Annotated in this window: 31 protein-coding genes; 16 read left to right on the top strand and 15 right to left on the bottom strand. The window is 62.9% G+C overall.

What is annotated here, in order from left to right; genetic code table 11:
- Positions 1 to 18 precede the first annotated feature (18 nt).
- Positions 19 to 711: a helix-turn-helix transcriptional regulator gene (locus tag D4A92_RS13095; RefSeq protein ID WP_203013830.1), complete on the top strand. Its 693-nt coding sequence runs from the start codon at positions 19 to 21 to the stop codon at positions 709 to 711.
- A gap of 89 nt (positions 712 to 800) precedes the next feature.
- Here the strand turns inward: D4A92_RS13095 and D4A92_RS13090 are convergent, their stop codons facing one another.
- Both D4A92_RS13090 and D4A92_RS13085 read right to left on the bottom strand, forming a co-directional pair.
- Positions 801 to 1,853 (bottom strand): fatty acid desaturase, encoded by a 1,053-nt coding sequence (locus D4A92_RS13090; RefSeq protein WP_203013828.1) that lies wholly within the window; start codon positions 1,851 to 1,853, stop codon positions 801 to 803.
- 315 nt (positions 1,854 to 2,168) lie between these two features.
- Positions 2,169 to 2,660, bottom strand: coding sequence for a histidine kinase (locus tag D4A92_RS13085; protein ID WP_203013826.1), 492 nt, complete (start codon positions 2,658 to 2,660; stop codon positions 2,169 to 2,171).
- Positions 2,661 to 2,828: 168 nt separating this feature from the next.
- On the opposite strand from D4A92_RS13085, the gene D4A92_RS13080 reads away from it, so the two are divergent.
- The 4 genes from D4A92_RS13080 (at position 2,829) to D4A92_RS13065 (ending at position 4,169) form a co-directional block, all read left to right on the top strand.
- Positions 2,829 to 3,110 carry a hypothetical protein gene (locus tag D4A92_RS13080; protein ID WP_203013824.1) on the top strand — a complete coding sequence of 94 codons (282 nt, stop codon included), beginning with the start codon at positions 2,829 to 2,831 and terminating at the stop codon, positions 3,108 to 3,110.
- 12 nt (positions 3,111 to 3,122) lie between these two features.
- On the top strand, positions 3,123 to 3,332 hold the full coding sequence (locus D4A92_RS13075) for a cold-shock protein (RefSeq protein WP_006727165.1): 210 nt from the start codon (positions 3,123 to 3,125) through the stop codon (positions 3,330 to 3,332).
- 240 nt (positions 3,333 to 3,572) lie between these two features.
- On the top strand, positions 3,573 to 3,809 hold the full coding sequence (rpsU, locus tag D4A92_RS13070; RefSeq protein ID WP_054151125.1) for a 30S ribosomal protein S21: 237 nt from the start codon (positions 3,573 to 3,575) through the stop codon (positions 3,807 to 3,809).
- A 132-nt stretch (positions 3,810 to 3,941) separates the two neighbouring features.
- Positions 3,942 to 4,169 (top strand): hypothetical protein, encoded by a 228-nt coding sequence (locus D4A92_RS13065; protein WP_006727163.1) that lies wholly within the window; start codon positions 3,942 to 3,944, stop codon positions 4,167 to 4,169.
- A 72-nt stretch (positions 4,170 to 4,241) separates the two neighbouring features.
- Here D4A92_RS13065 and D4A92_RS13060 read toward each other — a convergent pair whose 3' ends face one another.
- Genes D4A92_RS13060 through D4A92_RS13050 form a run of 3 tightly spaced genes read right to left on the bottom strand, consistent with a single transcriptional unit; the run spans position 4,242 to position 6,283 of the window.
- Positions 4,242 to 5,018, bottom strand: a complete 777-nt coding sequence (locus D4A92_RS13060; RefSeq protein WP_203013822.1) for a VOC family protein — start codon at positions 5,016 to 5,018, stop codon at positions 4,242 to 4,244.
- 29 nt (positions 5,019 to 5,047) lie between these two features.
- Positions 5,048 to 5,539: a DUF1579 domain-containing protein gene (locus D4A92_RS13055; protein ID WP_203013820.1), complete on the bottom strand. Its 492-nt coding sequence runs from the start codon at positions 5,537 to 5,539 to the stop codon at positions 5,048 to 5,050.
- A 12-nt stretch (positions 5,540 to 5,551) separates the two neighbouring features.
- The gene (locus D4A92_RS13050) at positions 5,552 to 6,283 is read right to left on the bottom strand and encodes a DUF899 domain-containing protein (RefSeq protein ID WP_203013819.1); all 732 of its coding nucleotides are present in this window, start codon (positions 6,281 to 6,283) and stop codon (positions 5,552 to 5,554) included.
- A 50-nt stretch (positions 6,284 to 6,333) separates the two neighbouring features.
- On the opposite strand from D4A92_RS13050, the gene D4A92_RS13045 reads away from it, so the two are divergent.
- Entirely contained in the window at positions 6,334 to 6,780 is a 447-nt protein-coding gene (locus D4A92_RS13045) for a MarR family winged helix-turn-helix transcriptional regulator (RefSeq protein WP_203013817.1), read from the top strand.
- Positions 6,781 to 6,787: 7 nt separating this feature from the next.
- Here D4A92_RS13045 and D4A92_RS13040 read toward each other — a convergent pair whose 3' ends face one another.
- Both D4A92_RS13040 and D4A92_RS13035 read right to left on the bottom strand, forming a co-directional pair.
- Entirely contained in the window at positions 6,788 to 7,000 is a 213-nt protein-coding gene (locus D4A92_RS13040) for a hypothetical protein (RefSeq protein WP_203013814.1), read from the bottom strand.
- A 210-nt stretch (positions 7,001 to 7,210) separates the two neighbouring features.
- The gene (locus D4A92_RS13035; RefSeq protein ID WP_203013812.1) at positions 7,211 to 7,633 is read right to left on the bottom strand and encodes an organic hydroperoxide resistance protein; all 423 of its coding nucleotides are present in this window, start codon (positions 7,631 to 7,633) and stop codon (positions 7,211 to 7,213) included.
- A 144-nt stretch (positions 7,634 to 7,777) separates the two neighbouring features.
- Here D4A92_RS13035 and D4A92_RS13030 point away from each other — a divergent pair, with 144 nt between their 5' ends.
- The 5 genes from D4A92_RS13030 (at position 7,778) to D4A92_RS13010 (ending at position 11,540) form a co-directional block, all read left to right on the top strand.
- Positions 7,778 to 8,233, top strand: coding sequence for a MarR family winged helix-turn-helix transcriptional regulator (locus D4A92_RS13030; RefSeq protein WP_203013810.1), 456 nt, complete (start codon positions 7,778 to 7,780; stop codon positions 8,231 to 8,233).
- 88 nt (positions 8,234 to 8,321) lie between these two features.
- Positions 8,322 to 9,662: a DUF2254 domain-containing protein gene (locus D4A92_RS13025; RefSeq protein ID WP_203013808.1), complete on the top strand. Its 1,341-nt coding sequence runs from the start codon at positions 8,322 to 8,324 to the stop codon at positions 9,660 to 9,662.
- Positions 9,663 to 9,745: 83 nt separating this feature from the next.
- Positions 9,746 to 10,642 (top strand): class A beta-lactamase, encoded by an 897-nt coding sequence (bla, locus tag D4A92_RS13020; protein WP_203013805.1) that lies wholly within the window; start codon positions 9,746 to 9,748, stop codon positions 10,640 to 10,642.
- Positions 10,639 to 11,004, top strand: coding sequence for a hypothetical protein (locus D4A92_RS13015; protein ID WP_203013802.1), 366 nt, complete (start codon positions 10,639 to 10,641; stop codon positions 11,002 to 11,004). The genes bla and D4A92_RS13015 overlap by 4 nt, the downstream gene beginning before the upstream one ends.
- Positions 11,005 to 11,135: 131 nt before the next feature.
- Positions 11,136 to 11,540: a host attachment family protein gene (locus D4A92_RS13010; protein WP_203013799.1), complete on the top strand. Its 405-nt coding sequence runs from the start codon at positions 11,136 to 11,138 to the stop codon at positions 11,538 to 11,540.
- 110 nt (positions 11,541 to 11,650) lie between these two features.
- On the opposite strand, the gene D4A92_RS13005 is transcribed toward D4A92_RS13010, so the two are convergent.
- The 3 genes from D4A92_RS13005 to D4A92_RS12995 all read right to left on the bottom strand — a co-directional run bounded on the left by D4A92_RS13005 (position 11,651) and on the right by D4A92_RS12995 (position 15,010).
- Positions 11,651 to 12,358: a L,D-transpeptidase gene (locus tag D4A92_RS13005; RefSeq protein WP_203013785.1), complete on the bottom strand. Its 708-nt coding sequence runs from the start codon at positions 12,356 to 12,358 to the stop codon at positions 11,651 to 11,653.
- Between the two features lie 156 nt (positions 12,359 to 12,514).
- The gene (locus D4A92_RS13000; protein WP_203013783.1) at positions 12,515 to 13,333 is read right to left on the bottom strand and encodes a L,D-transpeptidase; all 819 of its coding nucleotides are present in this window, start codon (positions 13,331 to 13,333) and stop codon (positions 12,515 to 12,517) included.
- A gap of 72 nt (positions 13,334 to 13,405) precedes the next feature.
- A complete protein-coding gene (locus tag D4A92_RS12995; RefSeq protein ID WP_246753941.1) occupies positions 13,406 to 15,010 on the bottom strand; it encodes an MDR family MFS transporter in 1,605 nt (534 codons plus the stop codon).
- Between the two features lie 64 nt (positions 15,011 to 15,074).
- Here D4A92_RS12995 and D4A92_RS12990 point away from each other — a divergent pair, with 64 nt between their 5' ends.
- Positions 15,075 to 15,683, top strand: coding sequence for a MarR family winged helix-turn-helix transcriptional regulator (locus D4A92_RS12990; protein ID WP_246754110.1), 609 nt, complete (start codon positions 15,075 to 15,077; stop codon positions 15,681 to 15,683).
- Between the two features lie 164 nt (positions 15,684 to 15,847).
- Here the strand turns inward: D4A92_RS12990 and D4A92_RS12985 are convergent, their stop codons facing one another.
- Positions 15,848 to 16,051, bottom strand: coding sequence for a hypothetical protein (locus D4A92_RS12985; protein WP_054151139.1), 204 nt, complete (start codon positions 16,049 to 16,051; stop codon positions 15,848 to 15,850).
- Positions 16,052 to 16,270: 219 nt separating this feature from the next.
- Here D4A92_RS12985 and D4A92_RS12980 point away from each other — a divergent pair, with 219 nt between their 5' ends.
- Together D4A92_RS12980 and D4A92_RS12975 are read left to right on the top strand one after the other, a co-directional pair.
- On the top strand, positions 16,271 to 17,650 hold the full coding sequence (locus D4A92_RS12980) for a TIGR03808 family TAT-translocated repetitive protein (protein WP_203013780.1): 1,380 nt from the start codon (positions 16,271 to 16,273) through the stop codon (positions 17,648 to 17,650).
- A 122-nt stretch (positions 17,651 to 17,772) separates the two neighbouring features.
- Entirely contained in the window at positions 17,773 to 19,611 is a 1,839-nt protein-coding gene (locus tag D4A92_RS12975) for a putative bifunctional diguanylate cyclase/phosphodiesterase (RefSeq protein ID WP_203013778.1), read from the top strand.
- A 45-nt stretch (positions 19,612 to 19,656) separates the two neighbouring features.
- Here D4A92_RS12975 and D4A92_RS12970 read toward each other — a convergent pair whose 3' ends face one another.
- Positions 19,657 to 20,214, bottom strand: coding sequence for a DUF2087 domain-containing protein (locus D4A92_RS12970; protein ID WP_203013776.1), 558 nt, complete (start codon positions 20,212 to 20,214; stop codon positions 19,657 to 19,659).
- A 301-nt stretch (positions 20,215 to 20,515) separates the two neighbouring features.
- Here D4A92_RS12970 and D4A92_RS12965 point away from each other — a divergent pair, with 301 nt between their 5' ends.
- A complete protein-coding gene (locus D4A92_RS12965) occupies positions 20,516 to 21,175 on the top strand; it encodes a glutathione S-transferase family protein (RefSeq protein WP_203013774.1) in 660 nt (219 codons plus the stop codon).
- 12 nt (positions 21,176 to 21,187) lie between these two features.
- Here D4A92_RS12965 and D4A92_RS12960 read toward each other — a convergent pair whose 3' ends face one another.
- The 3 genes from D4A92_RS12960 to D4A92_RS12950 all read right to left on the bottom strand — a co-directional run bounded on the left by D4A92_RS12960 (position 21,188) and on the right by D4A92_RS12950 (position 24,925).
- Positions 21,188 to 22,522 carry a lipopolysaccharide biosynthesis protein gene (locus D4A92_RS12960; protein ID WP_203013771.1) on the bottom strand — a complete coding sequence of 445 codons (1,335 nt, stop codon included), beginning with the start codon at positions 22,520 to 22,522 and terminating at the stop codon, positions 21,188 to 21,190.
- Complete coding sequence (locus D4A92_RS12955; protein ID WP_203013768.1) at positions 22,519 to 23,799, bottom strand: GNAT family N-acetyltransferase; 1,281 nt, start codon at positions 23,797 to 23,799, stop codon at positions 22,519 to 22,521. The genes D4A92_RS12960 and D4A92_RS12955 overlap by 4 nt, the downstream gene beginning before the upstream one ends.
- Before the next feature lie 118 nt (positions 23,800 to 23,917).
- Positions 23,918 to 24,925 carry an asparaginase gene (locus D4A92_RS12950; protein ID WP_203013765.1) on the bottom strand — a complete coding sequence of 336 codons (1,008 nt, stop codon included), beginning with the start codon at positions 24,923 to 24,925 and terminating at the stop codon, positions 23,918 to 23,920.
- 72 nt (positions 24,926 to 24,997) lie between these two features.
- Between D4A92_RS12950 and D4A92_RS12945 the strand changes: the two genes are divergently transcribed.
- Positions 24,998 to 25,732, top strand: a complete 735-nt coding sequence (locus D4A92_RS12945; protein WP_203013762.1) for a DUF3750 domain-containing protein — start codon at positions 24,998 to 25,000, stop codon at positions 25,730 to 25,732.
- Positions 25,733 to 25,767 lie beyond the last annotated feature (35 nt).

Below are 25,767 nucleotides of genomic sequence, written 5' to 3'. Positions count from 1 at the left end.
GTTGTGACGGGGGATCACATGCGCAAGGCTTCCCGGCTGTTCGAGATCATCCAGATCTTGAGGCTCGCCGACCACCCGATAACGGCGCAGCAGATTGCCGAAAAACTGGAGGTCACGCAGCGGTCGATCTACCGCGATATCGCCGCCCTTCAGGCGATGCGCGTGCCGATCGAAGGAGAGCGCGGGATCGGCTATATCCTCAGGCCCGGCTTTCACCTGCCGCCGTTGATGTTCACGGCCGAGGAGACGGAAGCCATCGTGCTTGGCATGGCGCTCACGAAGCGCACGGCGGACCCCGAGCTGCGCGAGGCCTCGGCGCGGGTGATGGACAAGATCGCGGCGGCTGTGCCGGGACCGTTGCGCGAGGCGATCGTCTCACGCTCGCTCTATGCCTGGGGGCGGGTGGCGGAAACTCCTGAAGCGATCGACTTCTCGATGATCCGTCGGGCGATCCGCGACGAGGAAAAGCTCGATATCGACTATGTCAACGAGCAGCAGCAGGCGACGACGCGGCGGATCCGGCCGATCGCCGTCATCCATTATGCCGAGGCCGAAGTCGTCGTCGGCTGGTGCGAATTGCGCCAAGGCATCCGCAATTTCCGGGTCGATCGGATCAGGGACTGCCGCGCGACGGGGGTGCATTTCCGGCGTGAGGGCGACAGGCTGCGCAAGCTTTGGGTGGCGGGCTGGGAGACGGGTACGAAAAGCTAAGCCGCAGTCTCGTTTCCCATCGCCCTAGGGAAACGCTCGCTGCTCGGCTGAGCAACGGGCGTCCCGATTTTCAGATTTTACTGCAGAGATCAGGCGGCCACAGCCATCCGGCGGGCTTCGCGGAAGGACACAAGGCGGCCGCGGGCTTCGTCCCACAACACGAGCTTCACGCAGGCGAAGCTTTCCTTCAAGGTGATGCGGCTGATCGACTTCAACTCCGGATGGTCGCGCAGAACTTCCGGGAGGCGGTAGAAGGGGATCTTGCTCGACAGGTGATGCACGTGATGCACGCCGATATGGCCGGTCAGCCAGCGCAGGCCCCAAGGCAGATCGTAATGCGAGGCGCCGTGGAGCGCTGCGTGCTGGAACTGCCATTCCGGCGGGTTGGACCAGTGGGTGTCCTCGAACTGGTGCTGGACATAGAAGAGCCAGATGCCCAATGCGCCGGCGAGCAGCACGATCGGCAGATGCACGATCAGGAAGGCATCAAGGCCGGCAAGCCAGATCATCAGTGCCGCCATGATCACCATGCCGACATTCGTTGCCATGGTGGAGACCCAGGGCAGAGCGCCATCCTTCATCATGCCGAAGGGCAGACGCTGCTTCAGGAGGAAGACCCAGATCGGGCCGATGCCGAAGAGCACGACCGGATTGCGATAGAGGCGGTAGCCGAGGCGGCCCATCGGGGACAGGGCCTTGTATTCGGCAACCGTCAGCGTGGTGATGTCGCCGACGCCGCGTTCTTCCAGATTGCCGGCGGTCGCATGGTGTTCGGCGTGAGCGCGACGCCAGTAGTCGTAGGGCGTGAATGTCAGGACACCGAGCAGGCGACCGGTCCAATCGTCCACCGAGCGACGGGCGAAGAAGGCGCCGTGGCCGCAGTCATGCTGGATGATGAACAGGCGCAGCAGGAAGGCTGCTGCCGGCACGACGAGCACGAGGCCCGGCCAGAAGGCGTATTCGAAGCTTGCCCACGCACCGAGCCAGAGCAGGACGAAGGGCACGAGCGTGACGCCGAGCTCGAAGCTCGAGCGCGTCAGGTCCGGTTTGCGATAGGTATTGACGATTTTCAGCCAGGCCTTGGCGTCAGGGGACTCGTCTTCGACGATCTGATCGTCGCGGTAATCGAATGCAGCGCTCACAGGCCGGCCTCCGAAAGGTTGGTTTGATCGGGAAAGGCGGCAGAGAGGCTAAAGACGCCCGATATCGGGGCGCACGACACGGGGCATCCGAAGGAGAGGCCCGCAGCAATTGTCATGGTCGGCTGGCTTTCGTGACTTAGAGATCGCCCGTCACTCCTGGAACGGGTGGCCTCTCCTATCAGATCATGGAGGCCTTGTCGCCATGGAACACTGTCGCTTGTCCGGCTGCGGCATTTCGCCGGCGATTGTGCATGGCGTCCCGGAACGTTCAAGAACCGGGACGCTGGTCTTCTGGTCAGCGACGAGCGGCGCCAATCAGCCGGCCGGCTTCAGTGTTGCGAGGATCTTGCCGACTTCGGGCATGTTCTGGGCTTCGGTTTCCGTGGATGCCCAATAGGTGACGATGGCGATCTTTTCGTCGGAAAGGCCAATAATGCCCACGCCGATCGAGACGGGACCGTCCTTGTCCGTGCCCTTCCAGTCGATGGTCTCGAAAGACATACCGTTCAGCTGGTCCTTTGATTCTTTCTGAGACGCCGGATCGGGCACGACGCCGTTTTCTTCCAGGAAGCCGAAGACGTCGGTCATGACCTGGTCCATGTCTTCGGCGCCTGCAATGTCGAAGGAGATATAGGTGCCGGCGTCAGGAGAGTTCGCCTCGACGCCGTAATCGGTCTCGGTCGGCTGCCAGTCATCCGGGATTTCGACTGACGCGGCCGGCTCGTCGGAGGGGAAGGTAAAACTGCCTGCAAGGGCAGTGGACGCGGTGATCAGGAGGATTGCGGTTGCGGCGAGAAACTTGTTCATCGGAGGGTCCGTTGATGAGGGATGAGACGTGCCAGATGATGGCTTTTTTCAAGCCGCAGGTGGCGCGTTGTCGTAGCAAGCAGAGGTCAAGATCGTCGTACTGTTTTTGCGTGAAACAGCCTAAAGCGATCAAAAAATATCAATCCTTCACGATATGATGAAGAAATATTGAAGGAGCGTATTCTACGGCTTGCCACATCACTTTTTCGCCGCGGTGCGAAAGCCGATTTCCGCAATGTTTTCCGCTGCTTCCCTCGTGCCTTTCGCTTCGTGAACAGCCTTGAAACAGCGGTTTTCCGGTTTTTGCTTGTGTCGGCGCCATCCTTTCCCTATATTGCCGCCATCGAAGATTGCGAGCGACTTTGTCTACGCGCTTTTAGCGCACGCCAGATTTCCTTCAACGTCGATATACCAGCCGTCGAATGTCTCGGCGGCAAGCCCAACGATTGAAAGGAAATCGTTATGAACACAGGTACCGTAAAGTGGTTCAACAGCACCAAGGGTTTTGGTTTCATCCAGCCGGATGAAGGCTCTGCCGACGTGTTCGTCCACATCTCTGCAGTTCAGCGCGCCGGCATGCGCGACCTCGTCGAAGGCCAGAAGATCGGCTACGACATCGTCCAGGACAAGCGTTCGGGCAAGAGCTCGGCCGACAACCTGCGCGCCGCTTAATAATTTGTCGCTCGCCCCCGCTGATAACGGATCTACCGGCAGAGGGGGCTGAGTGGCGAGGGAAGGTCGGGTTCCGCCCGGCCTTTTTTGTTTATCCTGTGATCGAAGCCTTCAGCCGCGATCCACATCTTTGCCCGATTTTGTCGGGATCTTCGCCGGGGCATGGCGCGTTAGCCTGTCGTATCCCCTCCTTTGAAACTCGAAAACAAGCGGGCATCAACGCCCGGAAAGGAAACGACCGTGCAAGTTCTCGTTCGTGACAACAATGTCGACCAAGCACTCCGCGTGCTGAAGAAGAAGATGCAGCGCGAAGGTCTCTTCCGCGAGATGAAGGCCCGCAGCGCCTTTGAAAAGCCGTCGGAAAAGCGCGTGCGCGAAAAGGCGGAAGCCATTCGTCGCCAGCGCAAGCTCGCGCGCAAGAAGATGCAGCGCGAAGGCCTCCTGCCGGCTCCGAAGAAGGCAGTGCGTACGCGCTAATGACGCTATGATCCGTGCGCCCTCGGGCGCGCGGACCCGCCCTCCCCGCCACGAAGGCGCAACGCAGTTTGCGACGCGGGCAGGGTCCAGACATGCCGAGACAGGCAGCCAGGCTGCAGGAAGGATCCGGACATGACCGCCACCAAAGAGACCTTCTTCAAGCCTGAAAAGGTTTCCCCGCAGGACAAGGCCGCCACGACCGACAGCGTTGCCCGCTCGCTGATCGCTCAGGAAGCGACCGCGCGCGAACGCAAGACGGAAACGCTGAAGGCGTTGCGCATGCAACGGGAAGCGCTCGAAGCCGAGCAGGCCCCCGCACCGAAAAAGCGTGCGGTGAAAAAGGCCGTGAAGCGCGGCTGAGCCGAGCGCCCACAATCGCAGCAGAATTCGACAAAGGCCGGAGCGGCAGAACGCCTCTCCGGCCTTTGCGTATCACTTTTTCGCTGCCGTCAGGTTGAAATAGGCGCCTTGCGGATCCTGGCAGGCGGCGATCCACGATCCACCAGGCACCTCGTGGGGGCCGAACATGAGGCTCCCGCCGATGGACTTCATCTTCTCGATGGCTGCATCGATGGCCGGGACGATGAAGAAGAACCCCCAGTAAGGTGCCGGGATCTCCGGCGTCTTGGTCATCATGCCGCCGATGCCGCGACCGCTAAGCTTGAAGGTCTGATAGGTGCCAAGCGGCCCCATGTCGACGGCCATATCCTTTTCCCAGCCGAATCGGGCGGCGTAGAAGTCCCAGACCTTTTCCCAATCACCGGCCATCAGCTCGTTCCAACCGACCGTGCCAACGCTGCCCGGGGTCGGCCAGCTGCCTTCCGAGCCGTCTTCCATCTTCGGTGTCATGATGCAAAGGACAGCGCCCTGCGGGTCCGCGACCACTGCGAATCGGCCAACGCCGGGGATATCTTCAGCGGGGCGGCAGATCGTGCCGCCATTTGCCGCATAATCGGCCGCCGTCTGGTCGACATCATCGACGCCGATGTAACCGGTCCAGTTCGGCGGGATGCCCTGCCCTTTCATGTCTTCCGTCAGCGCCATCATGCCGGCGACGCCGGACGGGAAGCCGGGGACGGCGAAGGTGGTATAGGTGAAGCCTTCCATCTGCATATCGGTCGGCTCCCAGCCGAGCAGCGGGCCATAAAAGGCCTTGGCTGCGGCCGGATCGGGGGTCATCAGCTCGTGCCAGATGAATGTGCCATGCATGCGCAGTCTCTCTCCAAATCTGTCGGCGATCAGCCGATGCGTTTTGCTTCGCTCGTCATGAAAGTATGAAAGCTGCCATCGGGCTGGCGGACGCTGCCCGAGAAGGTTCGGGTGTCGTCATCCTTGAAGTGAATGACATCACGATAGGTCTCGGTGCGGGACGGATCCTGCATGCTCGGCCCCTCCGCCTCGAGCACAAGCGTCTGACCGTCGTCTTCCAGCCAGCCCTTGTAGACCCAGAATTTGTCCATCATCGAGCCGATCCAGCTGCCGACATAATGGCCCTCGCGGGGATCGTAGCCGAGGATCATGATCATGGTGGCACGCTCGCCACCATCGCCCATGCCGCCCTCACCTTCCGCGACCACCCAGAGGCCGCCGATGGAACGGACCTTTTCGGTCCAGCGCTTCTCGGGATCGTCGGGATCGTAGCCGTCCATGCCGGTCGAGGTCAGGAAGAGCCAGTCGCCGACCAGCCGGTCGAGGAAGCGGTGATGTTCGGTGGGTTTTGGAAATTCCATGTCCCATCTCCTTCAGTGGCAGCAACCGGCCATCTCGACCGGCTTCTCAGCGTATTCATCCTTGCGCTTGACGAAGCTCAGCGTGCCCGTCTCGTTGCGGCCGAGCGGCGCATGATCGAGGATCATCAGCGTGCCGAGAGCCTCCTCCCCGCCGCGGGCATATTGCGAATAGGTATGGAAGATCTCGCCCTTGTCGTTGCGATAGAAGGCAGACAGGCCGGGCAGTTCGTCGAAGGCCCGGTCGCTGGGCGTCTCGCGGAAATTGTAGTTCACCGAACCGGACGCGAGCTCCTCCTTGGTGAAGGAGACGTGGAAGTCGTAGTTGAAATCACTGCCGCCGGACGAGACCCAGGGGAAATGCCAGTTCATGCGCCGCTTGTAGGCTTCGATCTTCTCAAGCGGCGCACGGGAGACGGTGACGAAGGTGACGTCGTGATTGTTGAGATGCGGCAGCATGCCGTCGATATGATCGGCGAAGAAGGAGCAGCCCTCGCAGCCGGCATCCCAATCGGGATGAAACATAAAATGGTTGATCATCAGCTGGCTGCGACCATCGAAGAGATCGGCGAGCGTCTTTTCGCCCGTGGGTGACCGAAAGCGGTAATCCTTGTCCATGCGCACCCAGGGCAGAGCGAGGCGCGCGGCGTTTACCCGGTCGCGCTGACGGGTCAGTTCCTTCTCTTGCTGAAGCAGGGATTTGCGGGCCTCCAGCCACTCCTCCCGCGAAACAACCGAATATTCCATTTTGCTGTTCCTCCTCTTGACATTTACGTTGATATCAACATATTTAGTCCATGTCAAACATGCCCCTGATTCCCTATGCAACCACCATTCATGTCCGAGATAACTGCCTTTGCCTGCATGCCCAGCGCGCGGCGCGGGCACTTGCCCGCCGCTTCGATCTGGCATTGAAGCCAGTCGGGCTCACCAATCAGCAATTTTCCCTGATGATGGCGTTGAACCGACCGGAACCGCCGCCGATGGGGCCGGTGGCCAAGCTTCTGGCGATGGACCGGACCACGCTGACGGCAGCGCTGAAGCCGCTTTCGGCGCGCGGCTGGGTCTCGGTCGAGCCGGATCCGAAGGACAAGCGCGGCAAGCGGCTGCGGCTGACTGCTGAGGGCGCACGCGCCCTGTCCCGCGCCGTGCCGATCTGGACCGATCTGCATGGCGAGATCGAGGCCGGCATGCAGGCCGACCCCGCGATCCTTCGCCGCGGACTGCTGGAGGTTAGCGCCTAAAGGCGCCTCAGCCCATGCCGAGCGGCAGCGCGACCAGCGGGCCGATCAGCATGACGGCTGCCATGGCGAGCGCCACGCGGTCACGTCCTTCAAAAAGCGGGCCCTGGAAGGCCGAGGCGGGGTAGCGGTGGCGGATCTCGTGACGCGTGACTTCCTCGACCGGAAGATCCGGCGACAGGCGGTGATCCTCGTAGATTGCATTGGCTGTGGTGGTTTGCATGGTTTCGTCCTCGATTGTTGGTATGAAAGTCGAACCGGGAACAAAGGCAAAGGGTTCCCCTCCTCCGCCTGATGCTTGTGACCGCGCTACGCTGACCACCTGCGGAAACGGCGATCCATGCCGACACTAATGACGGACGCGCGCGCATGAAAAAGGCCGGCGCGAGGCCGGCCTTCGGGCGGTGGATGCATGGGGTCGGCGGTGTGCCGATCAGATGACCGAGACCGGAACTTCGGTCGAGGTGCGCATGGCGTGGCTGTAGGGGCAGACGATGTGGGCTGCAGCAACCAGCTTCTGGGCCAGTTCGCGCTCCATGCCGGGGATCTCCACCGAGAGCTTCACTTCGATGCCGAAGCCGGTGCCATCCTCGCGCGGGCCGATGCCGACGTCGGCATGAACCTTGGCGTTTTCCGGGATCTTCACCTTTTCCTTGCCGGCGACGGCCTTCAGAGCGCCGAGGAAGCAGGCGGAATAGCCGACCGCGAAGAGCTGCTCGGGATTGGTGCCGGTTGCGCCGTCACCGCCGAGTTCCTTCGGGGTGGTCAGCGTGACATCGAGAACGCCGTTGTCGGAGGCGCCGTGGCCCGAGCGGCCGCCGGTGGCATGTCCATGTGCGGTGTAAAGAATAGCCATAGGGTGTTCTCCTTGTTTTGCAGTTGGTGAGCTTCTATATAGTACACAATTGAATTGTGCGCAATTGTTTTTTGCGCATTGAAATGTGCGCCAGTTTTGGCCACTGTGGAAACAATAGATGCCGAAAGGGGTTCATCAAGGGACATGGACGACGAAACACTCGAAAAGGAATTGAGGCTGGACAAGCAGCTGTGCTTTGCGCTTTACGGCGCAGCGCACGCCTTTACGCGTGCCTACAAGCCGCTGCTTTCCCCGCTGGGGCTCACCTATCCGCAATATGTGGTGATGATGGCGCTGTGGGAAGAAGACGACATCTCGGTGAAGGCGCTGGGTGAAAAGGTCGGGCTTGATTCCGGCACGCTGTCGCCGCTTCTGAAGCGGCTTGAACAGATCCATTACGTCTCGCGCCGCCGGGATGCGGCCGATGAACGCGTGGTGTTCATCACGCTGACGGAGGAAGGGCGCGCCCTGAAGGCCCGGGCGCTCGAAGTATTCTCGACGATCGGCAACCAGATCGGCTGCGACATCTCCGAGATCGAGAGCCTGCGTGACAGCCTCAAGCGCCTGAAGGGGCATCTCGAAGCGATCGACGGGAACTGACGCGACCCCGTTCGCGATGCCTCATCAGAACGCCTGACCTCGACCTCTTTGTAGGGGAGCAATCCGCAGTTCTGCGCGTTGTGGAACAATGGACAAGGCGCGCAATCTTTTCGACATCGTCAGGAGTCAGCTCTGGCTTCTGCCTCTCATCTTCTCCGGCCTTGCGGCCCTGCTCGCCATCTTGCTGATCAGCTACGGGCATCTCCTGGGGCCTGATGTGGTGCGCGGGGCATGGTGGCTTTACAGCGGCGAGGCCGAGACGGCGCGGCAGCTGCTGAGCAGCCTGTTGTCAGGGCTGATGACCATGACCTCGCTGGTGATCTCCGTCACCTTCGTCATCCTGACGCTGGCTGCCAACCAGCTCGGTCCGCGACTCATTTCCCACTTCATGGCCGACCGGCAGATCCAGGTCGTGCTGGGCCTGTTCATTGGCACGATCCTCTATCTCATCCTCGTCTTGCGGACGATCTCCGACACGCTGGGCGCGGACGGGGTTCCGCATCTGGCGATCTCGGCCGGCAGCCTGCTGACGGTCATCTGCCTGATGGCGCTGTTGTTCTACATCCACAAGGTGGCGCGGCTGATCATCGCCGACAATATGATTCACGCATTGCACCGCGATCTGATCTCGACAGTCGGCGAGGTTTTGCCCGCCACACCGCCGAGCCATGGCGAAGACGTCGCCCGCTTTGCCGGTATCGGCGAGCCGGTCGCGCTCGGCAAGGTCGGGCATGTGCAGGTGATCGACTACGGCGCGCTGACCCGAATTGCGGCGGAAAAGGATCTGCGGATCGACGTGGCGGTCAGGGCCGGCCAATATCTGCTGTCGCAAGGCGACCATTTCACCATCTTTTCCGGAGCTGGCGGCGATGGGACCGATATCGACGACGAGACGATCGCAGCCTTGCGCGGGTGTTTCACCATCGGGCTGCAGAACACGACGGCGCAGGACCTCGAGTACAGCATCCGGCAGCTCACCGAAATCGCGGTGCGGGCGCTGTCGCCGGGGATCAACGACCCCTTCACGGCGGTCGCCGTCGTCGATCGGCTGGCAGCCTCCTTCGAGGCGGTGCAGCAGCGCCCCCTGCCCTATCGGCAGTATCACGACGACGACGGTATCCTGCGTCTGATCGTCAACCGTTCCGACTATCGCCACATGCTGAACACCGGCTTCCGGTCGATCCGCCAGGCGGGCGCCGACCAGCCGCTGGTGCTGATGCGGATTGCCGCCCGGCTCGCCGACCTCGCCCATTCCGTCCGCTCGCCCGATCAGGCAGACGCGCTGCGAGAGCAGTTGGCAGCACTCGAGGAGACGGTGGAGAAGTGCCATTCCATCGAACACGACCAGGCGTCGATGCAGACCTATCTCAGCGAGACGAAGACTGTTCTGGCGGCAGTCGGGACTGAGCCGGCCTCCCAACCGGCATGAAGCCGGCTTTTCCACCTCTCCTGCCGCGTGCCTCCCTGATGCCTTGATTGCCAACGATGAGGGCCAGAGAAGGAGAGCACCACATGACACCATCGAGACCTGTAACCGCCGTCCTGATCACTGCCCAAATCCGGCGTCTCGTTCTGCCGCTGATGCTCTTGGGTGCCGCTATACCGGCGTCCGGGCAGGCTGCCGATGGAGAGGTCATCGCGGCGGCCAAGCGCTTGGAGCAGAAGCTTGGGATGCGGGTCGGGCTCTCCGTCATCGACACGGGCCGTGGCACGGTGGTCGCCTACCGCGAGACGGAGCGTTTTGCGATGGCGAGCACCTTCAAGTCGCTCGCCTGTGCGGCTGCCCTGTCGGGTGGCGATGCGGTGCTTGAGCAGACGACACGCATCACAAAAGCGGATCTGCGGCCGCATTCGCCGGTGATGGAGACGCGGGTGGGGACAAGCCTCTCCGCACGGGAACTCTGCGAGATCACGCTTCGGACCAGTGACAATGCCGCGGCCAATGCGATCCTGAAAGTCCTCGGCGGGCCGGCCGAGGTGACAAGCTTCCTGCGCGGCATCGGCGATACGACCACGCGGCTCGACCGTTACGAGCCAGAGGTCAACGAGGCGACACCCGGCGATCTGCGCGACACGACGACGCCGCAGGCGATGGCGCAGACGCTCGAACGCCTGCTCGTCGGCGCGGCACTTGCCCCCGCTGCCCGCGACCAACTCGACGCATGGATGTCCGCCAATGCGGTGGCCGACGGCCTCTTGCGGTCCAGGCTGCCGAAGGGCTGGCAGATTGCCGATCGCAGCGGGGCTGGCGGGCATGGCACGCGTGGGGTGATTGCCGTGGTGCGGCCGCCCGGGGCTCAGCCGCTCGTCATTGCGATCTACATGGACGGCAAGACCCATCCGCTGAAGACGCGGGACGCGGCGATTGCCGAGATCGGCGCCGCCGTTTTTGCGGATCATACACGATGAGCTCGCGCGACGCCTTGCATCTGATTGCGGCCTTCGCCCTTTTGCTTTCCGGCGTGACATCGCCCTTCCTGGCCGAAGCTGAGGAAGCCGGCACGACAGCGGAGGAGCGCTCCGACTGGCAGCGGAAGAAATGCGACGTCTACCGGCAGGCCTTTGCCGAGATCCTCGATCATGTAGGGCGCGAGGGCGTTTCGCCCGCCTTCATCGCCAAGAATGAGGCTTTCATCGAAAGCGGCTGTCTTGCCGATGTCGATGCCTGTCCGCAGACGAAGGCGGATATCGAGGTCGCAAACGGTCTGACCATCGCCAGCATGAATGCAGGCGCCGCGAGCTCGTTCAGCCCGTTTCGCTGCCGGCAGTAAACCGCGTCAATCCGTCGTCCCGGCGAGGGCCCGGAACGCGGAACCGATCCCGCTGCGAGGGGTTGTTCTTGGGTCAACTGCGGCCGCTCCACCTTCGGTGGACGTCGCACAGACCATCAAGGAGAATGTCCATGCAAGTACCGCAGAATGCCGTGATTGCCGTCGCCGATGGCGAGAAGCTGAGCCTTTTCGAGAATGAGGGCAATGCGCTTGATATCAAGCTGAGGGCCATTCCGTCAGACGAGATCGACGGTTCGAAGATCCCATCCGGCTCCCGCCATTCCAGCAGTGCCGCCAATCCTGACGACAGCCAGCAGGACGAGGACGGCTTCAGCAACGGCATCACCGAGATGCTGAACAGGCAGGTTCTCGACGGCAAGATCAAGAACCTCGTGATCATTGCGGCACCTCGGACGCTCGGCGAGATGCGCAAGAGCTACCACAAGCAGCTGTCGGCTGTGCTGATCGGCGAGCTCGACAAGGACCTGACCGGCCATTCCGTGCAGGCAATCGAGAAGGCCCTTGAGGCCGCTTGATCACGCCAAGCATTTGCGACCCCATGATGTAGAGAGGCCCCGCCGTCACCGGCGGGGCCTTCTTTTTGTCTTGAGGCGATTGCCCTGCGAGATCTGTTCGAAACGGCAGGTTACTGCTTGACGATGATCTTCGCCTTGGTCGGCACGCGCTCGTAAAGGTCGATGATGTCCTGGTTCATCAGACGCACGCAACCCGAGGAGACGGCCTTGCCGATGGAATTCCATTCCGGCGAGCCGTGCAGGCGGTAGAGCGTGTCCTGGCCATTCTTGAAGATGTAGAGCGCGCGGGCGCCGAGCGGGTTGTCGATGCCACCCGGCTTGCCGCCGTTGCGGACGGAGTACTTCTCGAGCTCCGGCTGGCGGGCGATCATCTCATCCGGCGGGGTCCACTTGGGCCATTTCTGGCGCCACTGGATGACGCCGGCGCCACCCCAGGCAAAACCGTCGCGGCCGATGCCGACGCCGTAGCGCATGGCGGTGCCGCCGCGCTCGACGAGATAGAGGAAGCGGTTCGGGGTATCGACGACAACGGTGCCGGGGGCTTCGCCGGTCGGATCGATCACCTGCTGGCGATAGAAACGCTCGGGAATGCGCCAGTAGGGTACGGCCGGAATGACGTAGCCGCCGTCATAGACCTCGCCATACATGGCATCGAGTTCGGGCGTGCGACCGCTCGGCGCGGCCGGCACGACGGGGCCCTCGAGACGGGCATCCGCCGGAAGCGGACGGGAGGTGGTGCAGCTGGCCAGCAGGGATGCCGCGCCGAGGCCTGTCAGGGACAGAAGCGAACGACGGGTCAGATTTGGTGTAGAGGACATTTAGGTATGGGTTTCCTGTAGCAGTTCTGCGGAGGAAGACGCTGGGAGGTGCGCTTTGTTCCGCGATGATCCGATGCAAACAGGAAAGCTTCAATGAAAGCAACGCGAGCCCCCTTTCACGTTTTGGAGAGAGGCAAACGCTGCGATCAGGTGTCGCTAAATGACAACAATCGGGGTGTTCTCGGGCACGCGGTCAAAGAGATCGATGACATCCTGATTGAACATGCGCACGCAGCCCGAGGACGTCGCCTTGCCGACCGACTGCCAGTCCGGCGTGCCGTGGACGCGGTAGAGCGTATCCTTGCCGTCCTGATAGATATAGAGCGCCCGCGCGCCGAGGGGATTGTTAAGGCCGGCGACCAGACCGCCGCGCGCGGCCGAAACAGGCCGTAAGTTCGGATTGTTCTCGACCATGGTGTCGGTCGGCGTCCAGTGCGGCCATTTCGCCTTACGCTTGATCACACCCCTGCCCGACCAAGCATAACCGTCACGACCGAGCCCGACGCCGTAGCGGATCGCCTTGCCATTTGGCTGAACGAGATAGAGGTAGTGCGCCCTGGTATCGACGACGATGGTGCCTGGGGCTTCCGTCGACTGGTAACTTACTTCCTGGCGCAGCATGTCGGAACGCACGCGGTCGAGCGGAATGGCAGGAAGCGTGTGGCCGTCATCGACCATCACGCCGTAGAGTGTGCGGTGCAGCGGGTTGGAGACCGGAAGACCATAGGTCTGGTGGAACTGCGTCTGATAGAGATTGCGCTTCTGCGGTGCTGACTGATCGGCGGCCGGCGGCGTACGGGCTGGATCGTACCAGACGGGAGCCACCTCATCCTGAAAGACCTCGATGTTCATGCGGCTGGTATCGGTCATCAGGATGCAGCCCGAGAGCGAGCCGACCAATGCCGTGCCGAGGCCGAGCGACAGGAGCCGCTTCGACAGGAGGGAGGCCGGGCCGGACGGGAGAGGCTTCAACATGCTGCACCGATTCACTGACATCACTGCCCCACCCTGTCAGCCGCGGCTGGCGCGAAGCTTATGGCTGGCACCTCACTCCGCCTCGACCGCTTTCGTCACCTTCCCCTCGCTTTCGCGCGGCAGGCGGATGTTGGGCAGCAGGAGCGCTGCGATCAGGCCAATGACCATCATGCCCGAGGCGGTCAGGAAGAGCGGCACGAAGGCGTCGGAATAGGCATTGGCGACCAGGGCACGAGCGGCATCCGGCAGGGCGGCGAGACCTTCGGGTGTGAGGTTGCGGAAATCGACACCGCCGGGCAGTGCGATCTGGACATGGGTGAGGCCTGAACTGACGATGGCGCCGTAAATGGAGATGGCGATCGCGGCGCCGCCCATGCGCGTCAGCGTGACCGTTCCGGTGGCGGCGCCGACATCAGCTCTGGAGGCGGCGTTCTGGACGCCGATGACGGGAACCTGCTGGCCGATGCCGACGCCAAAGCCCTGGAGCAGCATGACCAGCGCGATGAAGATCAGCGGGGTTCCGGCATGCAGGAAGGAGAAGATGCCGAGGCTGATGACGCCGAGGGCTGCCGAGGCAATAGAGAAGGGCTTGTAGCGGCCGGTACGAGCAATCAGGCGGCCGGCGGCGATTGAACCGATGGCGATGCCACCTGTTGTCGCGACGAAGAGCAAGCCGGCCATGGAGGGCGAGAGGCCGGTCGTCGTCTGAAGGAAGAGCGCGATGTAGTTGACGGAGCCGATGCCGATGGCCCCCGAAACCAGCGAGATGATCAGCAGCAGGTTGATGGTCGGCTTGGAGAAGAGCGAAAGCGGCACGACGGGTTCGGGTGCGCGACGCTCAACGAGGACCCAACCGATCGCGCAGAGCGCACCGAAGGCGACGACGGCGAGGCTTTCCCAGGCGATCAGCGAGCCGAAGATCTGACCGCTATCGGCCCAGAAGACGATGGAGGCGACGGCGCCTGCGAGCAGGATCGCACCGGCGTAGTCGATCTTCGGCTTCCGGTTCGGTTTGCGATAGGGGAGCAGGAAGGCAAGGCCGATGAGGACCGCGATGCCGATCGGCAGGTTGACGAGGAAGATCGAGCGCCAGCCGAAGAGATCCGACAGCGTGCCACCGAGCACGGGACCGAGGGCGCCGGATGCCATCAGCACGAGGCTGGAATAGCTCTGATAGCGGGCGCGTTCGCGCGGTTCGAAGAGATCGGCATTGATCGAGAAGATCGAGACCATGATGCCACCGCCGCCCAATGCCTGTAGGACGCGGGCGGCGATCAGCGTATCCATGGAGACGGCGAGACCGCAGACCAGCGAGCCAATGGTGAAGATCGCGATTGCCGCCATGATCACATATTTGCGGCCGAAGAGATCGCCCAGTTTGCCATAGAGCGGCATGACGGCGCTGGTCGTCAGCAGATAGGCCGAGCCGACCCAGCCGAAGCGTTCGAGTTCACCGAACTCGCCGACAATGGTGGGCAGCGCGGTCGAGACGATCTGGTTGTCGAGGGTCGCCATGAACATGGCCGACATCAGCAGGAGATAGACGAAGAGGCGGAGCGTGGGATCGGTGACCAGCGGCGTATTGTCCGCTGTCGGCGCGGCGGTGGCGCTCGTTGTCGGATGCGGTTCGAAACGGGGATCAGGCCCGGAGGGGGCGGCGGTGGTGGCTCTGGTCATGGATCGGGGGCTCCTGTCTGGCTTCAAAATGTGCCCCTCGCATTTATATGTCAATAGCACATATTTGCCGAAGGCATTCATTTTGCTTTTCGCACCGTTGGACCTTTGCTATGCTGGAACCATGATGTCTTCTTCGCACCCCCACCCCGCTGGCGACGAGCCGGTGACCGAAACTCAGGACGCTCTCTCCGTTGGCGGAGACTCGTCTCTCGCGACCATCGGGCATGCCATGACGCGCATGCGGCTGTTGATCGGCCGGCGCTTCATCGGGCGCATGGCCTTGCAACGCATCGGGACGGGGCTGGAACTGTCTGACCTCGATGCCATCGGCGTCATCAAGCGGATCGGCAGCCAGCAAGAGGTCACGGTCGGCACGATCGCCGAACAGCTGAGGATTGATCCCTCGCGCGGCAGCCGGATCGTGGCCGATCTCGTGAAACAGGGCCTCCTCGAGCGCGCGGCCTCACAGGAGGACGGACGCCGCAGCCTTGTCAGGGTGACGGCGGCCGGGCGCAAGGTGCTCGACGAGATCGAGGCCATCAAGCGCGAGACGATCACCGAGGCGACCGCCGGTTGGTCAAACGAGGATGTGGAGGCGTTCGGACGGCTCTATGCCCGGTTCACCGAGGGCCTGGAGGCACAGTTCAAGCGATTCGAGCAGGACGAAGGCTGACGGTCGGAGGTCGGCATGGCAGCGGGTCGCTGGAACGGAAACGACCCGACCGGCATTCCCTCCCCCGAGAAAATGCCGGCCGGTCGTCATGGGACTGGTTGTTCACCACCCTCCCCGCTCCGCCAGGACAGGAAGGGCTTGCGTCCCACGCCGAAGGGAATGGCTCAGACCGGTTTCGGCCCTTGCAAGGCGTTGTAGATCTTCTTCGCCAGGATTGCCGAAATCGGGACCGAGAGGACGAGACCGGCTGCGAAGGCGGATGCGATCTGCCAGCCCTCGCGCATGTCGAGCGACAGGACCGCGATCACCGCCGCACCGCCGACGGCGCTGGCGACGAGGATGTAGAGAACTGCAGCGAGGCGAAGCATGATCGTGTTCCTTCGTGTTCATGTCTTTCTGGTGTGAGAATAGGATGAAGCCGGCAAGTTTCCTTGATCTGGCTCAAGTCTTTGCCTGAAATTGCTTAGACCAAAGGCGAAGCGCTTCACGTGCACCGTTAACACTGTTTTAAGCCTGTTCTTGCCGGGGCCGTCTGCCTCCTCCAAGGTTGCCGCCATTACAGTTGAAGCCGGAAACGGAACGGACACATGCCTTCTCGACGCTCGGTCATGATCGGCCTTGGCGGGCTTTTCGCGACAGCTGGCCTGCCCAGCGGCGTGCGTCTCGCATCCGCCCAGACGCTTGCCATGGCGGAACTGCGCGGCGGCTTCGACGCGGCCGAAGCCGGGATCCTGCCGGGCACCGAAGACGACCAGAGCGCCAAGCTGCAGGATCTGATCGACCGGGCCGCCGCCGTGGGGCAACCGGTCTTCCTGCCGGCCGGGACCTATGAGGTCGCCAATCTCGAACTGCGCGATGGCAGCCGGATCGTCGGCGTGCCGGGTCTGACGCGCCTCGTCTATCGCGGCGACGGGCATCTGATAGCGGCTCAGGATATCCGGCGTGTCAGCCTGTCGGGTCTCACCTTCGACGGCGCCAATCGCTGGCTGGCCGACTACACCGAGGGGCTTCTCTCCTTCCGCAGTGTCGACGAGGTCTCGATCGAGGCCTGCGAGATCACCGGCAGCCGCAAATGCGGGATCTATCTGGCACGCTGCGGCGGCCGGATCGATACGACACGGATCTCGGGCGCTGCTGAAGCCGGCATCTGGGCGATCGAGGGCAAGGCCTTCTCGATCCGCAACAACCAGATCTTCGATTGCGGCAATGGCGGCATTCTGGTGCATCGCTGGACAAAGGGCGAGGACGGCACAGTCATTACAGGCAACAGGGTGGCGCGGATCGGCGCGACCAATGGCGGCACCGGGCAATATGGCAACGGGATCAACGTCTTCCGCGCCGACAATGTGCTGGTGTCGCAGAACCATGTCTCGGACTGCGCCTTCTCGGCGATCCGGGCCAATTCCGCTTCCAACATCACGATCAGTGGCAACCAGGCCCTCCGATCCGGCGAAACGGCCATCTATGTCGAATTCGAGTTCGAGGGCGCGCTGATCACAGGCAACATCATCGATGGCGCAGCGATCGGCATTTCGGTCGCCAATTTCGATCATGGCGGCCGCCTGTCGACCGTCAGCAACAACATCATCAGGCGGATCGTCAACAAGGGCCCCTATGTGCCGACGATCAGCAGCTTCGGCTTCGGCATCTCGGTGGAGGCCGATACGCTGGTCAGCGGCAATCTCGTCGAAGGTGCTGAGACGGCGGCACTTGCGATCGGCTGGGGTCCTTATCTCCGCAACGTCATCGTCAGCGACAACATTCTGCGCGACAGCCCGGAAGGCATGCGGGTAAGCGTGGTCGAGGGTGCGGGAAAGACGGTCATCCGCGGCAATATCGTCGAAGGTGCGGATAAGGGTGCGATCCTCGGATATCGCTGGAAGGAGCGTGTGGGCGACGCGCTTTCGGATGGAGAGACCGACTACGGGCATCTCAGCCTCGCAGACAATGCGCGCATCGCGCGGTGACGCGATCAAAGCCATGCTCGCATTAACCAAGTAGAAACCAAAGCCGGTATTTTCGGGTAGTCGTAATCTCTGTTTAAGGTCGCGCTGATCTAATCGCTGTCGACCCTAATGCAGCGACGCCCATGTTCCTGAAACTGCAGAACACCATCCTCGAAATGATCGCCATGGGACATCCCCTGGCGGAGACGGTCGATAGACTCTGCCGCGAGGTGGAAGCGATCAGCGACGATGTCGTCTGCTCGGTGCTGCTGCTCGACGACGAGCAGCGGTTGAGGCATCTAGCCGGTCCATCGCTGCCGCTCGAATACACCTCCGCCATCGATGGCACCGCGATCGGACCCGGCGTCGGCTCCTGCGGGACCGCAGCGCATTTCGGCGAGCCGATTCTGGTCGAGGATATCGACACGCATCCCTACTGGCAGGCCTTCAAGAGCCTGGCCCTGCCGAACGGCCTGAGGGCATGCTGGTCCACACCGATCATCGGTGCCGGCAAGGTGCTCGGGACCTTCGCCTTCTACTACCGTGTCACGCGTGGCCCATCGGATGCAGAAAAGGCGGCCGTCGAAGCCTGCGTGCATCTCTGCGCCATCGCCATCGAGCGCGACCAGCGGATCGCCGAGCGACGCAAGCTCGCTGAAACCGATAACCTGACCGGTCTGCCCAACCGCAGCCGCTTCAACGAGACAATCGAGGACGTGGCGCGCCGGGGCCAGGACTGGGCACTGATGCTGATCGACCTCGACAATCTGAAGATGGTCAACGACACTTTCGGCCACAGCGCCGGCGACGACCTGATCCGCATCGTGGCGCATCGCCTTCAGGATCGCGCACCTGCGGAGATGACCTTCCGCCTCGGCGGTGACGAGTTTGCCGTGATCGTGCCCTGCCTGGAGGCGACGGACCCGACAGAACTCGCCGAAGCGCTGATCCAGCGGATCAAGGAGCCGGCCGACTGCGCCGGGCACCTGATCTACCCTGCCGCGACACTCGGCGGCGCAAAGGCCGGCATCGAGCGCAGCCCGCAGCAAGTGCGCCAGAATGCCGACTACGCACTCTATCACGCCAAGGAACGGGCGCGCGGGCGCTATCTCGAATATGCCCCCGGTCTCGGCACCTCGATCGTCAAGCGCTTCCGCGCCGTGCAGGAGGTAGATCGGGCGCTGCGCGATGACCGCATCGACGCTCATTACCAGCCGATCATCGAACTCGCCACCGGGCGGATCATGGGGTTCGAGTCGCTCTGCCGGATGAGGATGGCCGATGGCAGCCTGGTTGCCGCCGCCCATTTCCAGGAGGCGATGAAGGATGCGCATGTGGCGATCGAGATCACCGAGCGCATGCTGGAACGCATCTCGGCGGCATGTATCGAATGGCAACGAGAAGGTCTGCAATTCTCGCGTGTCGGCCTCAATCTGTCCGCCGCCGATTTCCACCGTGGTCGGCTGACGCAGCGGATCGTCGATGCGGTGAGCCGCGTCGGCCTGCAACCCAACTCGATCGTCGCCGAGGTCACCGAATCCGTCTATCTCGCCCAGAAGGACAACGTGATTGCCGAAGAGATCCGCGCCATGCGCGAGGCCGGCATCAAGGTGGCGCTCGACGATTTCGGCACCGGTTTTGCGTCGCTCACCCATCTGCTGACGGTGCCGGTCGATGTCATCAAGATCGACAAGTGCTTCGTTCGCCGCCTGGCCGACGCCGGCAGCGGATCGGTGATCACGAAAGGACTGCTCGACATCGCACGAGGGCTCGGCATATGGGTGATTGCAGAGGGCATCGAAGAAGAGGGCCAGGCTGAGCATCTGCTGTCGCTCGATTGCAAGGCAGGCCAGGGCTATTATTTCTCGCGTCCCATGGATCGCGACAGCGTGCGGGAGATGCTTGAAGTCAGCCAGTTCCATCCGGACTGGTCACGCATTCTGCTCGGTCGCGAACGGCAGCTTGTGCCGCGGGCCGGCTGAGGGACGGAGGGCGAAGGCCGCCCGTCCCTGCAACCTCGCTCCCCGTCAGTTCCGTGACGATTGACGGTTGCCGACCCAGCGGATCAGTTCACGCGCTTCCGGTGGCGGACGCTTCTCGACACGACGATAGAGGCGGCAATCGCGGGTGCGCGACAAAAGCCCCATATTCACCAGTTCCCGGCGGATCAGCACGTGATCGCCAAAACCGTTGTGGCGCATCAGCACCTCGTTGACCGCCTTTTCCGGCATCTCCTGACCGGCCGGCAGGAAGGACCAGAGCACCCAGAGCGCGAGCTGCTGCTGGTTGAGCTTGCCCGGCCAGCGGACGAGACTATCGGTTCCGGCAAAGCAGCGGGCGGTGAGTTCGACGCGGCGGAAATCGACCGCGGGCTCGGCCTCGACGACGGGCGGATTGGCCAGGCGATCCTCTGCCGCCCGGCTCGCCTTGAAATGCTGGTAGTTTCGGTAGCCGACGGCACGCGTCAGCATGTTCAAGAGCTCGACATGGCCGGGCAGGTCCACCCGGGCCTCCAGTTCGCGCTTGAGGTTTTTCGCCAGCGCCGACAGATCGGGGGCTGCGAAGGCATGTGTCGTCTTCGACATCTCATTTCTCCTGGTCGTGCCCGGTCTTTGAAAGGACCACAAGGCCGGTGGTCACCGACTTCCGACGGGGCACGGAAAAACGAGCTTCGTCGATCAGAAGAAAAGCAGGTTTAGCTCCCCTTGTCGGGGCGGTGACGCCTGGGTGAACTGCAGACCCTGGAGGCCCAGAAATAAGCGCAGCTCGGGCATGCTGTCAATTGCGGCGACGATCAGCAAAATTCATCGATCCCATCAGCGCGAACGGCTTTTCCAGAGCCCGTCGGCGCGATAGCCTCCGGCGCAACAATCAAGGGAGACCGGCATGCTGAAGATCTATGGCGTCTACAAGTCGCGGGCGACGCGCATTCTCTGGCTGATGGAGGAACTCGGCGCGCCCTTCGAGCTGGTGCCGGTCATTCAGGCCTACAAGCTCAAGGATCCGATGGCGGCGGATGCGCGGCTCAATACGCGGTCGCCGGAATTCCTCGCTGTGAACCCGATGGGCAGCATTCCGACGATCGAGGACGACGGGCTGGTCTTGAACGAGTCGCTGGCCCAGACCATTCATGTGGCAAAGACGATCGGCGGGCCGATCGCGCCCAAGGATGCCGCCGAAGACGCGCTGACACTGCAATGGTCGCTGTTTGCGGCGACCTCGATCGAGACCGAGGCCCTGAAGATCTCGATGGCCAATGTCAGCGGTAAGCTCTCCACACCGGAAGGACAGGCGGAAGCGGCCGAAGTCGCCAAGATGCTCGCGCGGCCGCTTGGCGTGCTGGAGAAGCACTTCACCCAGCATGACTACGCCGTCGGCGGGCGCTTTACCGTCGCCGATATCAACCTGGCGGAAGTCGTCCGCTACGCTCAGACCTACCAGCCCCTGTTCGACGCGCATCCGAAGACCGCCGAATGGCTCGCCCGCGTCCAGGGCCGTCCAGGTTTCAAGGCGATGTGGGAGAAGCGGCTGGCAGAGGCGGAGTGACCACCTCGGGCCCTATCCGTTGGCCCGTGCAAACAGCCGAACCAGCACCCAATAGCCCGTGTGGCGATAGACCAGCCCCGTGACCACCACCAGCCGGATGATCTGCACCAGGACCATCGCGGCGGCAGCGCCTGTTATGCCCCAGAGGGGCACGAGGACGAGCATCGCCGCGACGCAGACGGCAACCGAGATCGAGACGATGGCGAGGCTCAGGCGGTAGCGGCCCTGAACGACGAGGAGTTCGGCCGCCTGGCCGGTTGCGGCGCGGATGACATAAGCAAGGCCCAGCAAGACGAGACAGGGATAGGCGGTGACGAAGGCCTCTCCGAAGAGGTGCAGCAGTGGATAGCCGGCGGCTAGCGTCAGCGCGACCGAGGGGATGGTGAGCCAGAAGGTTGCATTGGTCGAGCGGGTGATGCGGGCCTGCAGCCCGGCCCTGTCGGCCGAGGCGAGCGACAGCGAAAAGCCACGCGCGGCGACCAGCATGAAGCCATATTGCACAAAGGCGGCGAGCGAGAGGGAGCGCTGGGCGGCGAAGTAGAGAGAGGCCTGATCCGGGCTCACCAGGAAACCGAGGATCAGCACGTCGATCCAGACGAAGAGTTCTTCCGCCGTCATTGCCGGCATCATCAGCACGGAGGCCAGAAGCCAGAAGCGGCGGCGCTCCGGTGTCATGACGACAGGCGCGGCCGTCTTCGGCAGGCGGGCGCGCAGGAGGAGCGCCTGGACGACAAGGACGACGATCGAGGAGAGCACGACAAGAGCGAGCACGGTCACCGCATCGAGGGGCAGGCCCGAAAGCTTCGCCAGACCGACGCCGGTCATGATCAGCACCGGCCGCAGGATGAAACCCGGCAAGGTTGAGAGCGCATACCAGCCGAAGCCGCGGGCAACGCCTGTCACATAGGTTTCGAGCGACAAGACGGGGAAGCCGAGGGCAAGCACGCCGATCGGCAGCAGGAAGGCCGGGTCGACAAGGCCCGGCAGGACCAGCAGGAAGGCAATGGCAAGTAGCGCCAGCAGGCCGGAGCCGAGGATGACAGCGCGGAAGCCGGTCGCGAGATAGCCGGTCAGGTGGGCATGTTTTTCGCGCCGGCCATAACGGGGGATGAAGCGGGCGGCGGAATCGTAGAAGCCGAGAACACCGATCTGTCCGACGACGCTGACCCAGGTCCAGAGAATGACATAGACGCCGTAATCCTCGAGCGCCATCAGCCGGGCGAGCAGGATCTGCAGGCCAAGTCCGACAAAGGCGGCAGCGATGCGGACGGAGATGCTGACAAGCGCCCCGCGCAGCCCGGGGTCACGCACCGCCTGCTGCAGCCTGGCGACTGACCGCGCGATCATGGCATGCAGCACAGGACGAGGCCCATGCTGCCGCCATGGCGTCCAAGCAGACGCTGGACCGGACCGACCGCCGACAGGAGGCGGGCCCGGATCTGCGCACCGAAGCGATGGTAGATGGAGCGCATATGCGGGCGAAGGCCTGCCATCCAGTGATGGCAATAGAGCCGGCCGAGGCTGGTCAGCGGAACATAGCAGGCGGTCAGCGGCTCGGTGGCGTTGGTCCAGCTCGACTTGTAGGCGGAAGGGTCATTGAGAAAATCGAAGCGGCGGATCCCGGTTTCGATCGCCCAGCGTTGCGCACTCTCCATCTGCACCTTGCCCGGCGAGTGTTTCTGATAGGCGAGATCGATGGCGCCGAGGAAACAGTAATAGTCATCGCGGAAGCGCATGCCGATTTCCATGGCGATCGGGCTGCTGTCGAGCGTCAGGGCATGCAGGTAGACGCCATCGTCGCCCGCGTTTGCCCTGGTGCCGAGATCGCGGAGGAAGGCGGCAAAACGTGGGTCAAACACGTCGCGGCCGAGGCGGCCCGTGTCTCTGAGCCAGGCCTGTTTCAGGGCGATGCAGCGCTCGATGTTGTCTGCGTATCCGGGACTTCCCGCCGGATAGACGCGATAATCGAGGGCGCCAAGCTTCTCCAACCGGTTGCGGCGGCTGTTGCGCTGCAGGCGCTGTTTCTTCGGCAAGGCGCGGTGATGGCTTTCCCAGTCAGTGATAGCAGAGAGATCGAGGATGGAGGATTGCTGCCCCTCCTCGGGGCTTACCCCCTGACCTTCCAGAATAGCTGAGAGCAGGGCTAATTGCGGTACATGGTCGAGGCAGACGGCATCGAGCCCACGATCCCGGCGGATCTCATCGAGGACTGCGCGACCAGCGTCCCGATCAAAACGAGCGGGATCGTAAAGCAGCGTCGAATACTGGTTCATCGGCGCCGTCAGCGGAACGAGAAGCGTGATTGCCGGACTGATGCGGCGGGTCATCATCGGCCAGATCATCACGCACTCGGCGCCATCCCACAGCACATAGACCCGAGCGCGCACCTCCGTCTTTTCCGGCGCGAGGAAAACCCGGCACCAGGACAAGCACCAGTCGAAACTCTGGAAATAACCGAAAGGCTCCGGGCAGCGCTCTTCAAGCCCCTGCCAAGCATCCTTCAGTGCCTCGAGTTCATCGAGCGTTTCGAGGCATTCGAGCTCCAGGTGGCGGCCATGACGCACAAGCGGAATGGACCGGCTACGGCCGGCGGTGCGGTCTCGCCCTCTGATCGCAACAGTCATGAAACTCGGCCTCGTCGTTTGCCCACGATGGGTCGTAAAGGCACTCTAGACCGACAAGGGTTAAACCTCCCTTGAGGCAGGTGGCCCCGACGTGGCTGACCGGCTGACGGCCGAAGGCTCAGGCGAACAGCACGTCCGTCGTCCTGACTGTGCCGACGGAGAGGCCATTCCAGTTCGTCATGCCGTGATGGGCAAGCTTCATCAGGGCGGCCCGCTCCTCACTATCCGCATCGAAATGACGGGCAAGCAGGGCTGCGATCATCGCCTCTGCGGCACGGGTTGCGCCATCCTCGGCCTTGACGGCGAAGGAGAGGCCCTTGTCCGGCAGAAGCGCGCAGAAGACGCCTTCCGCACCGGTCTTGGCGAAGATCCTGCCCGGCGCGACCTGCATCAGCTTCGTGCAGAAGCGTTTCGTGCCGGCAACGTAAAAGGGTTCTGCCATGCAGGCATTGATCAGGCGGCGGGCGGCAGCGGCGCGCAAGGGCTCCAGTCCCTTGCCGGTGACCAGCTTGCCGAAGCCACGGGCCAGGCCCGTGAGCGGCACGGCATAGGTCGGGATAGAGCAGCCATCGGTGCCGCAATTGTCTCTCGAAAGCACGGCCCCGGTCAGATCCGTTATGATGGCGCGGATCGCCTGCTGCAGCGGGTGGTCGAAACCGGCATAGCCGCGCGGGTCTTCGCCGGTATGCACGCAGGTGCAGACGAAGCCGGAATGCTTGCCTGAGCAATTGTTGTGGAGGGCGGTGGGCTTGTCCAGCGTGCGGGCCTGATCGATAAGCACGGACTGGTGCGAGGACCAGTGGGCACCGCATTCGAGCACGCTTTCGTCCCGGCCGGCAGCCTTCAGCATGAAGGCTGCGGTTGCGACATGTTCCGGTTCGCCCGAATGGGAGGCGCAGGCGAGTGCCAGTTCGCGGTTGCCGAAGCCGTAAGCATCGGCCGCACCGCTTTCGACCAACGGCAAAGCCTGCATGGCCTTGCAGGCAGAACGCGGGAAAACGCCGGAATCGACATCGCCGGCGGAGAAGACGATGGCGCCCTCGGCATCGATCACGACGGCCATGCCGCGATGGCGGCTCTCGACGAGTTGACCGCGCGTGACCTCGACCGTAACAGGATTTTCCATGACGTGCCTCAAAAAGCCAATATTCTCTGATGCTTCTTAAAGCATGCATCGTCCTGCTGTTCGAGGTCCGCGTTGAAATTTCTGCTGCGCATCGTCTCCGTCATCCTGCTTGTCTTCGTGCTGCCGACCCTGGTTTCGGCCGGGCTCTGGGCGACGCGCGACCATCCGGAGGGCTGGAGTTCGGCGCGATGGAGCTCGTCCGGGCTGCTGCCGACGGCAGACGAAAGTCCGGAGGCGGCGATCTACATTTTCTCGGCGATGACCGGGGGACTGAAGGGGGCGATCGCCAGCCATGCCTGGATCGTCACCAAGGACGAAAACGGCGACTATCAGCGCTATGACAAGGTGGGCTGGGGCTCGCCGATCCGCCGCAATCATCGGGCGCCGGATGCCTATTGGTATTCCAACCCGCCGCGGCTCGTCGCCGAAGTGAAGGGCGAAGAGGCCAAACGACTGATCCCGATGGTGGAAGCGGCGATTGCCGGCTATGCCTATGGCCAGCCGGGTGGCTACCGGATCTATCCGGGACCGAACTCCAACACTTTCGTCGCGCATGTGCTGCGCGAAGTGCCGGAACTGGGGGCTGTTCTGCCATCCGATGCGGTCGGCCGCGACTATCTGCCGGGCGGTGCCTTCTACCATCTCGACAAGGACGGGCGGGACCTGCATTTGAGTCTCGGCGGCTTTGCCGGGCTATCGGTCGGGGCGCGCAGCGGGCTGGAGGTGAATTTCCTCGGCCTCGTGGCTGGCATCGATGTCGCCCGACCGGGGATCAAGGTGCCGGGATTCGGGACTGTCGGGCTTTAAGCGCCCTGCCCTCAAAACAAATCCCCTGAATCAAA

The sequence above is a fragment of the Rhizobium rosettiformans genome (assembly GCF_016806065.1).
GTDB lineage: Bacteria > Pseudomonadota > Alphaproteobacteria > Rhizobiales > Rhizobiaceae > Allorhizobium.
Note: the sequence above shows the minus strand (reverse complement) of the source record. Positions and strands in the feature narration are given on the sequence as shown.

Bases quoted from the DNA above. Each gene is read 5' to 3' on its own strand.
- D4A92_RS13010 (WP_203013799.1), top strand. From the start codon at position 11,136: ATGCAAGTACCGCAGAATGCCGTGATTGCCGTCGCCGATGGCGAGAAG.
- D4A92_RS13085 (WP_203013826.1), bottom strand. From the start codon at position 2,660: ATGAACAAGTTTCTCGCCGCAACCGCAATCCTCCTGATCACCGCGTCC.
- D4A92_RS13045 (WP_203013817.1), top strand. From the start codon at position 6,334: ATGTCAAACATGCCCCTGATTCCCTATGCAACCACCATTCATGTCCGA.
- D4A92_RS13035 (WP_203013812.1), bottom strand. From the start codon at position 7,633: ATGGCTATTCTTTACACCGCACATGGACATGCCACCGGCGGCCGCTCG.
- D4A92_RS13005 (WP_203013785.1), bottom strand. From the start codon at position 12,358: ATGTCCTCTACACCAAATCTGACCCGTCGTTCGCTTCTGTCCCTGACA.
- D4A92_RS13095 (WP_203013830.1), top strand. From the start codon at position 19: ATGCGCAAGGCTTCCCGGCTGTTCGAGATCATCCAGATCTTGAGGCTC.
- D4A92_RS12960 (WP_203013771.1), bottom strand. From the start codon at position 22,522: ATGATCGCGCGGTCAGTCGCCAGGCTGCAGCAGGCGGTGCGTGACCCC.
- D4A92_RS12975 (WP_203013778.1), top strand. From the start codon at position 17,773: ATGTTCCTGAAACTGCAGAACACCATCCTCGAAATGATCGCCATGGGA.
- D4A92_RS13000 (WP_203013783.1), bottom strand. From the start codon at position 13,333: ATGTTGAAGCCTCTCCCGTCCGGCCCGGCCTCCCTCCTGTCGAAGCGG.
- bla (WP_203013805.1), top strand. From the start codon at position 9,746: ATGACACCATCGAGACCTGTAACCGCCGTCCTGATCACTGCCCAAATC.
- D4A92_RS12985 (WP_054151139.1), bottom strand. From the start codon at position 16,051: ATGCTTCGCCTCGCTGCAGTTCTCTACATCCTCGTCGCCAGCGCCGTC.
- D4A92_RS12995 (WP_246753941.1), bottom strand. From the start codon at position 15,010: ATGACCAGAGCCACCACCGCCGCCCCCTCCGGGCCTGATCCCCGTTTC.
- D4A92_RS13050 (WP_203013819.1), bottom strand. From the start codon at position 6,283: ATGGAATATTCGGTTGTTTCGCGGGAGGAGTGGCTGGAGGCCCGCAAA.
- D4A92_RS13055 (WP_203013820.1), bottom strand. From the start codon at position 5,539: ATGGAATTTCCAAAACCCACCGAACATCACCGCTTCCTCGACCGGCTG.
- D4A92_RS13060 (WP_203013822.1), bottom strand. From the start codon at position 5,018: ATGCATGGCACATTCATCTGGCACGAGCTGATGACCCCCGATCCGGCC.
- D4A92_RS13030 (WP_203013810.1), top strand. From the start codon at position 7,778: ATGGACGACGAAACACTCGAAAAGGAATTGAGGCTGGACAAGCAGCTG.
- D4A92_RS13025 (WP_203013808.1), top strand. From the start codon at position 8,322: ATGGACAAGGCGCGCAATCTTTTCGACATCGTCAGGAGTCAGCTCTGG.
- D4A92_RS12965 (WP_203013774.1), top strand. From the start codon at position 20,516: ATGCTGAAGATCTATGGCGTCTACAAGTCGCGGGCGACGCGCATTCTC.
- D4A92_RS12955 (WP_203013768.1), bottom strand. From the start codon at position 23,799: ATGACTGTTGCGATCAGAGGGCGAGACCGCACCGCCGGCCGTAGCCGG.
- D4A92_RS13075 (WP_006727165.1), top strand. From the start codon at position 3,123: ATGAACACAGGTACCGTAAAGTGGTTCAACAGCACCAAGGGTTTTGGT.
- D4A92_RS13015 (WP_203013802.1), top strand. From the start codon at position 10,639: ATGAGCTCGCGCGACGCCTTGCATCTGATTGCGGCCTTCGCCCTTTTG.
- D4A92_RS12980 (WP_203013780.1), top strand. From the start codon at position 16,271: ATGCCTTCTCGACGCTCGGTCATGATCGGCCTTGGCGGGCTTTTCGCG.
- D4A92_RS12950 (WP_203013765.1), bottom strand. From the start codon at position 24,925: ATGGAAAATCCTGTTACGGTCGAGGTCACGCGCGGTCAACTCGTCGAG.
- D4A92_RS12970 (WP_203013776.1), bottom strand. From the start codon at position 20,214: ATGTCGAAGACGACACATGCCTTCGCAGCCCCCGATCTGTCGGCGCTG.
- D4A92_RS13065 (WP_006727163.1), top strand. From the start codon at position 3,942: ATGACCGCCACCAAAGAGACCTTCTTCAAGCCTGAAAAGGTTTCCCCG.
- D4A92_RS13040 (WP_203013814.1), bottom strand. From the start codon at position 7,000: ATGCAAACCACCACAGCCAATGCAATCTACGAGGATCACCGCCTGTCG.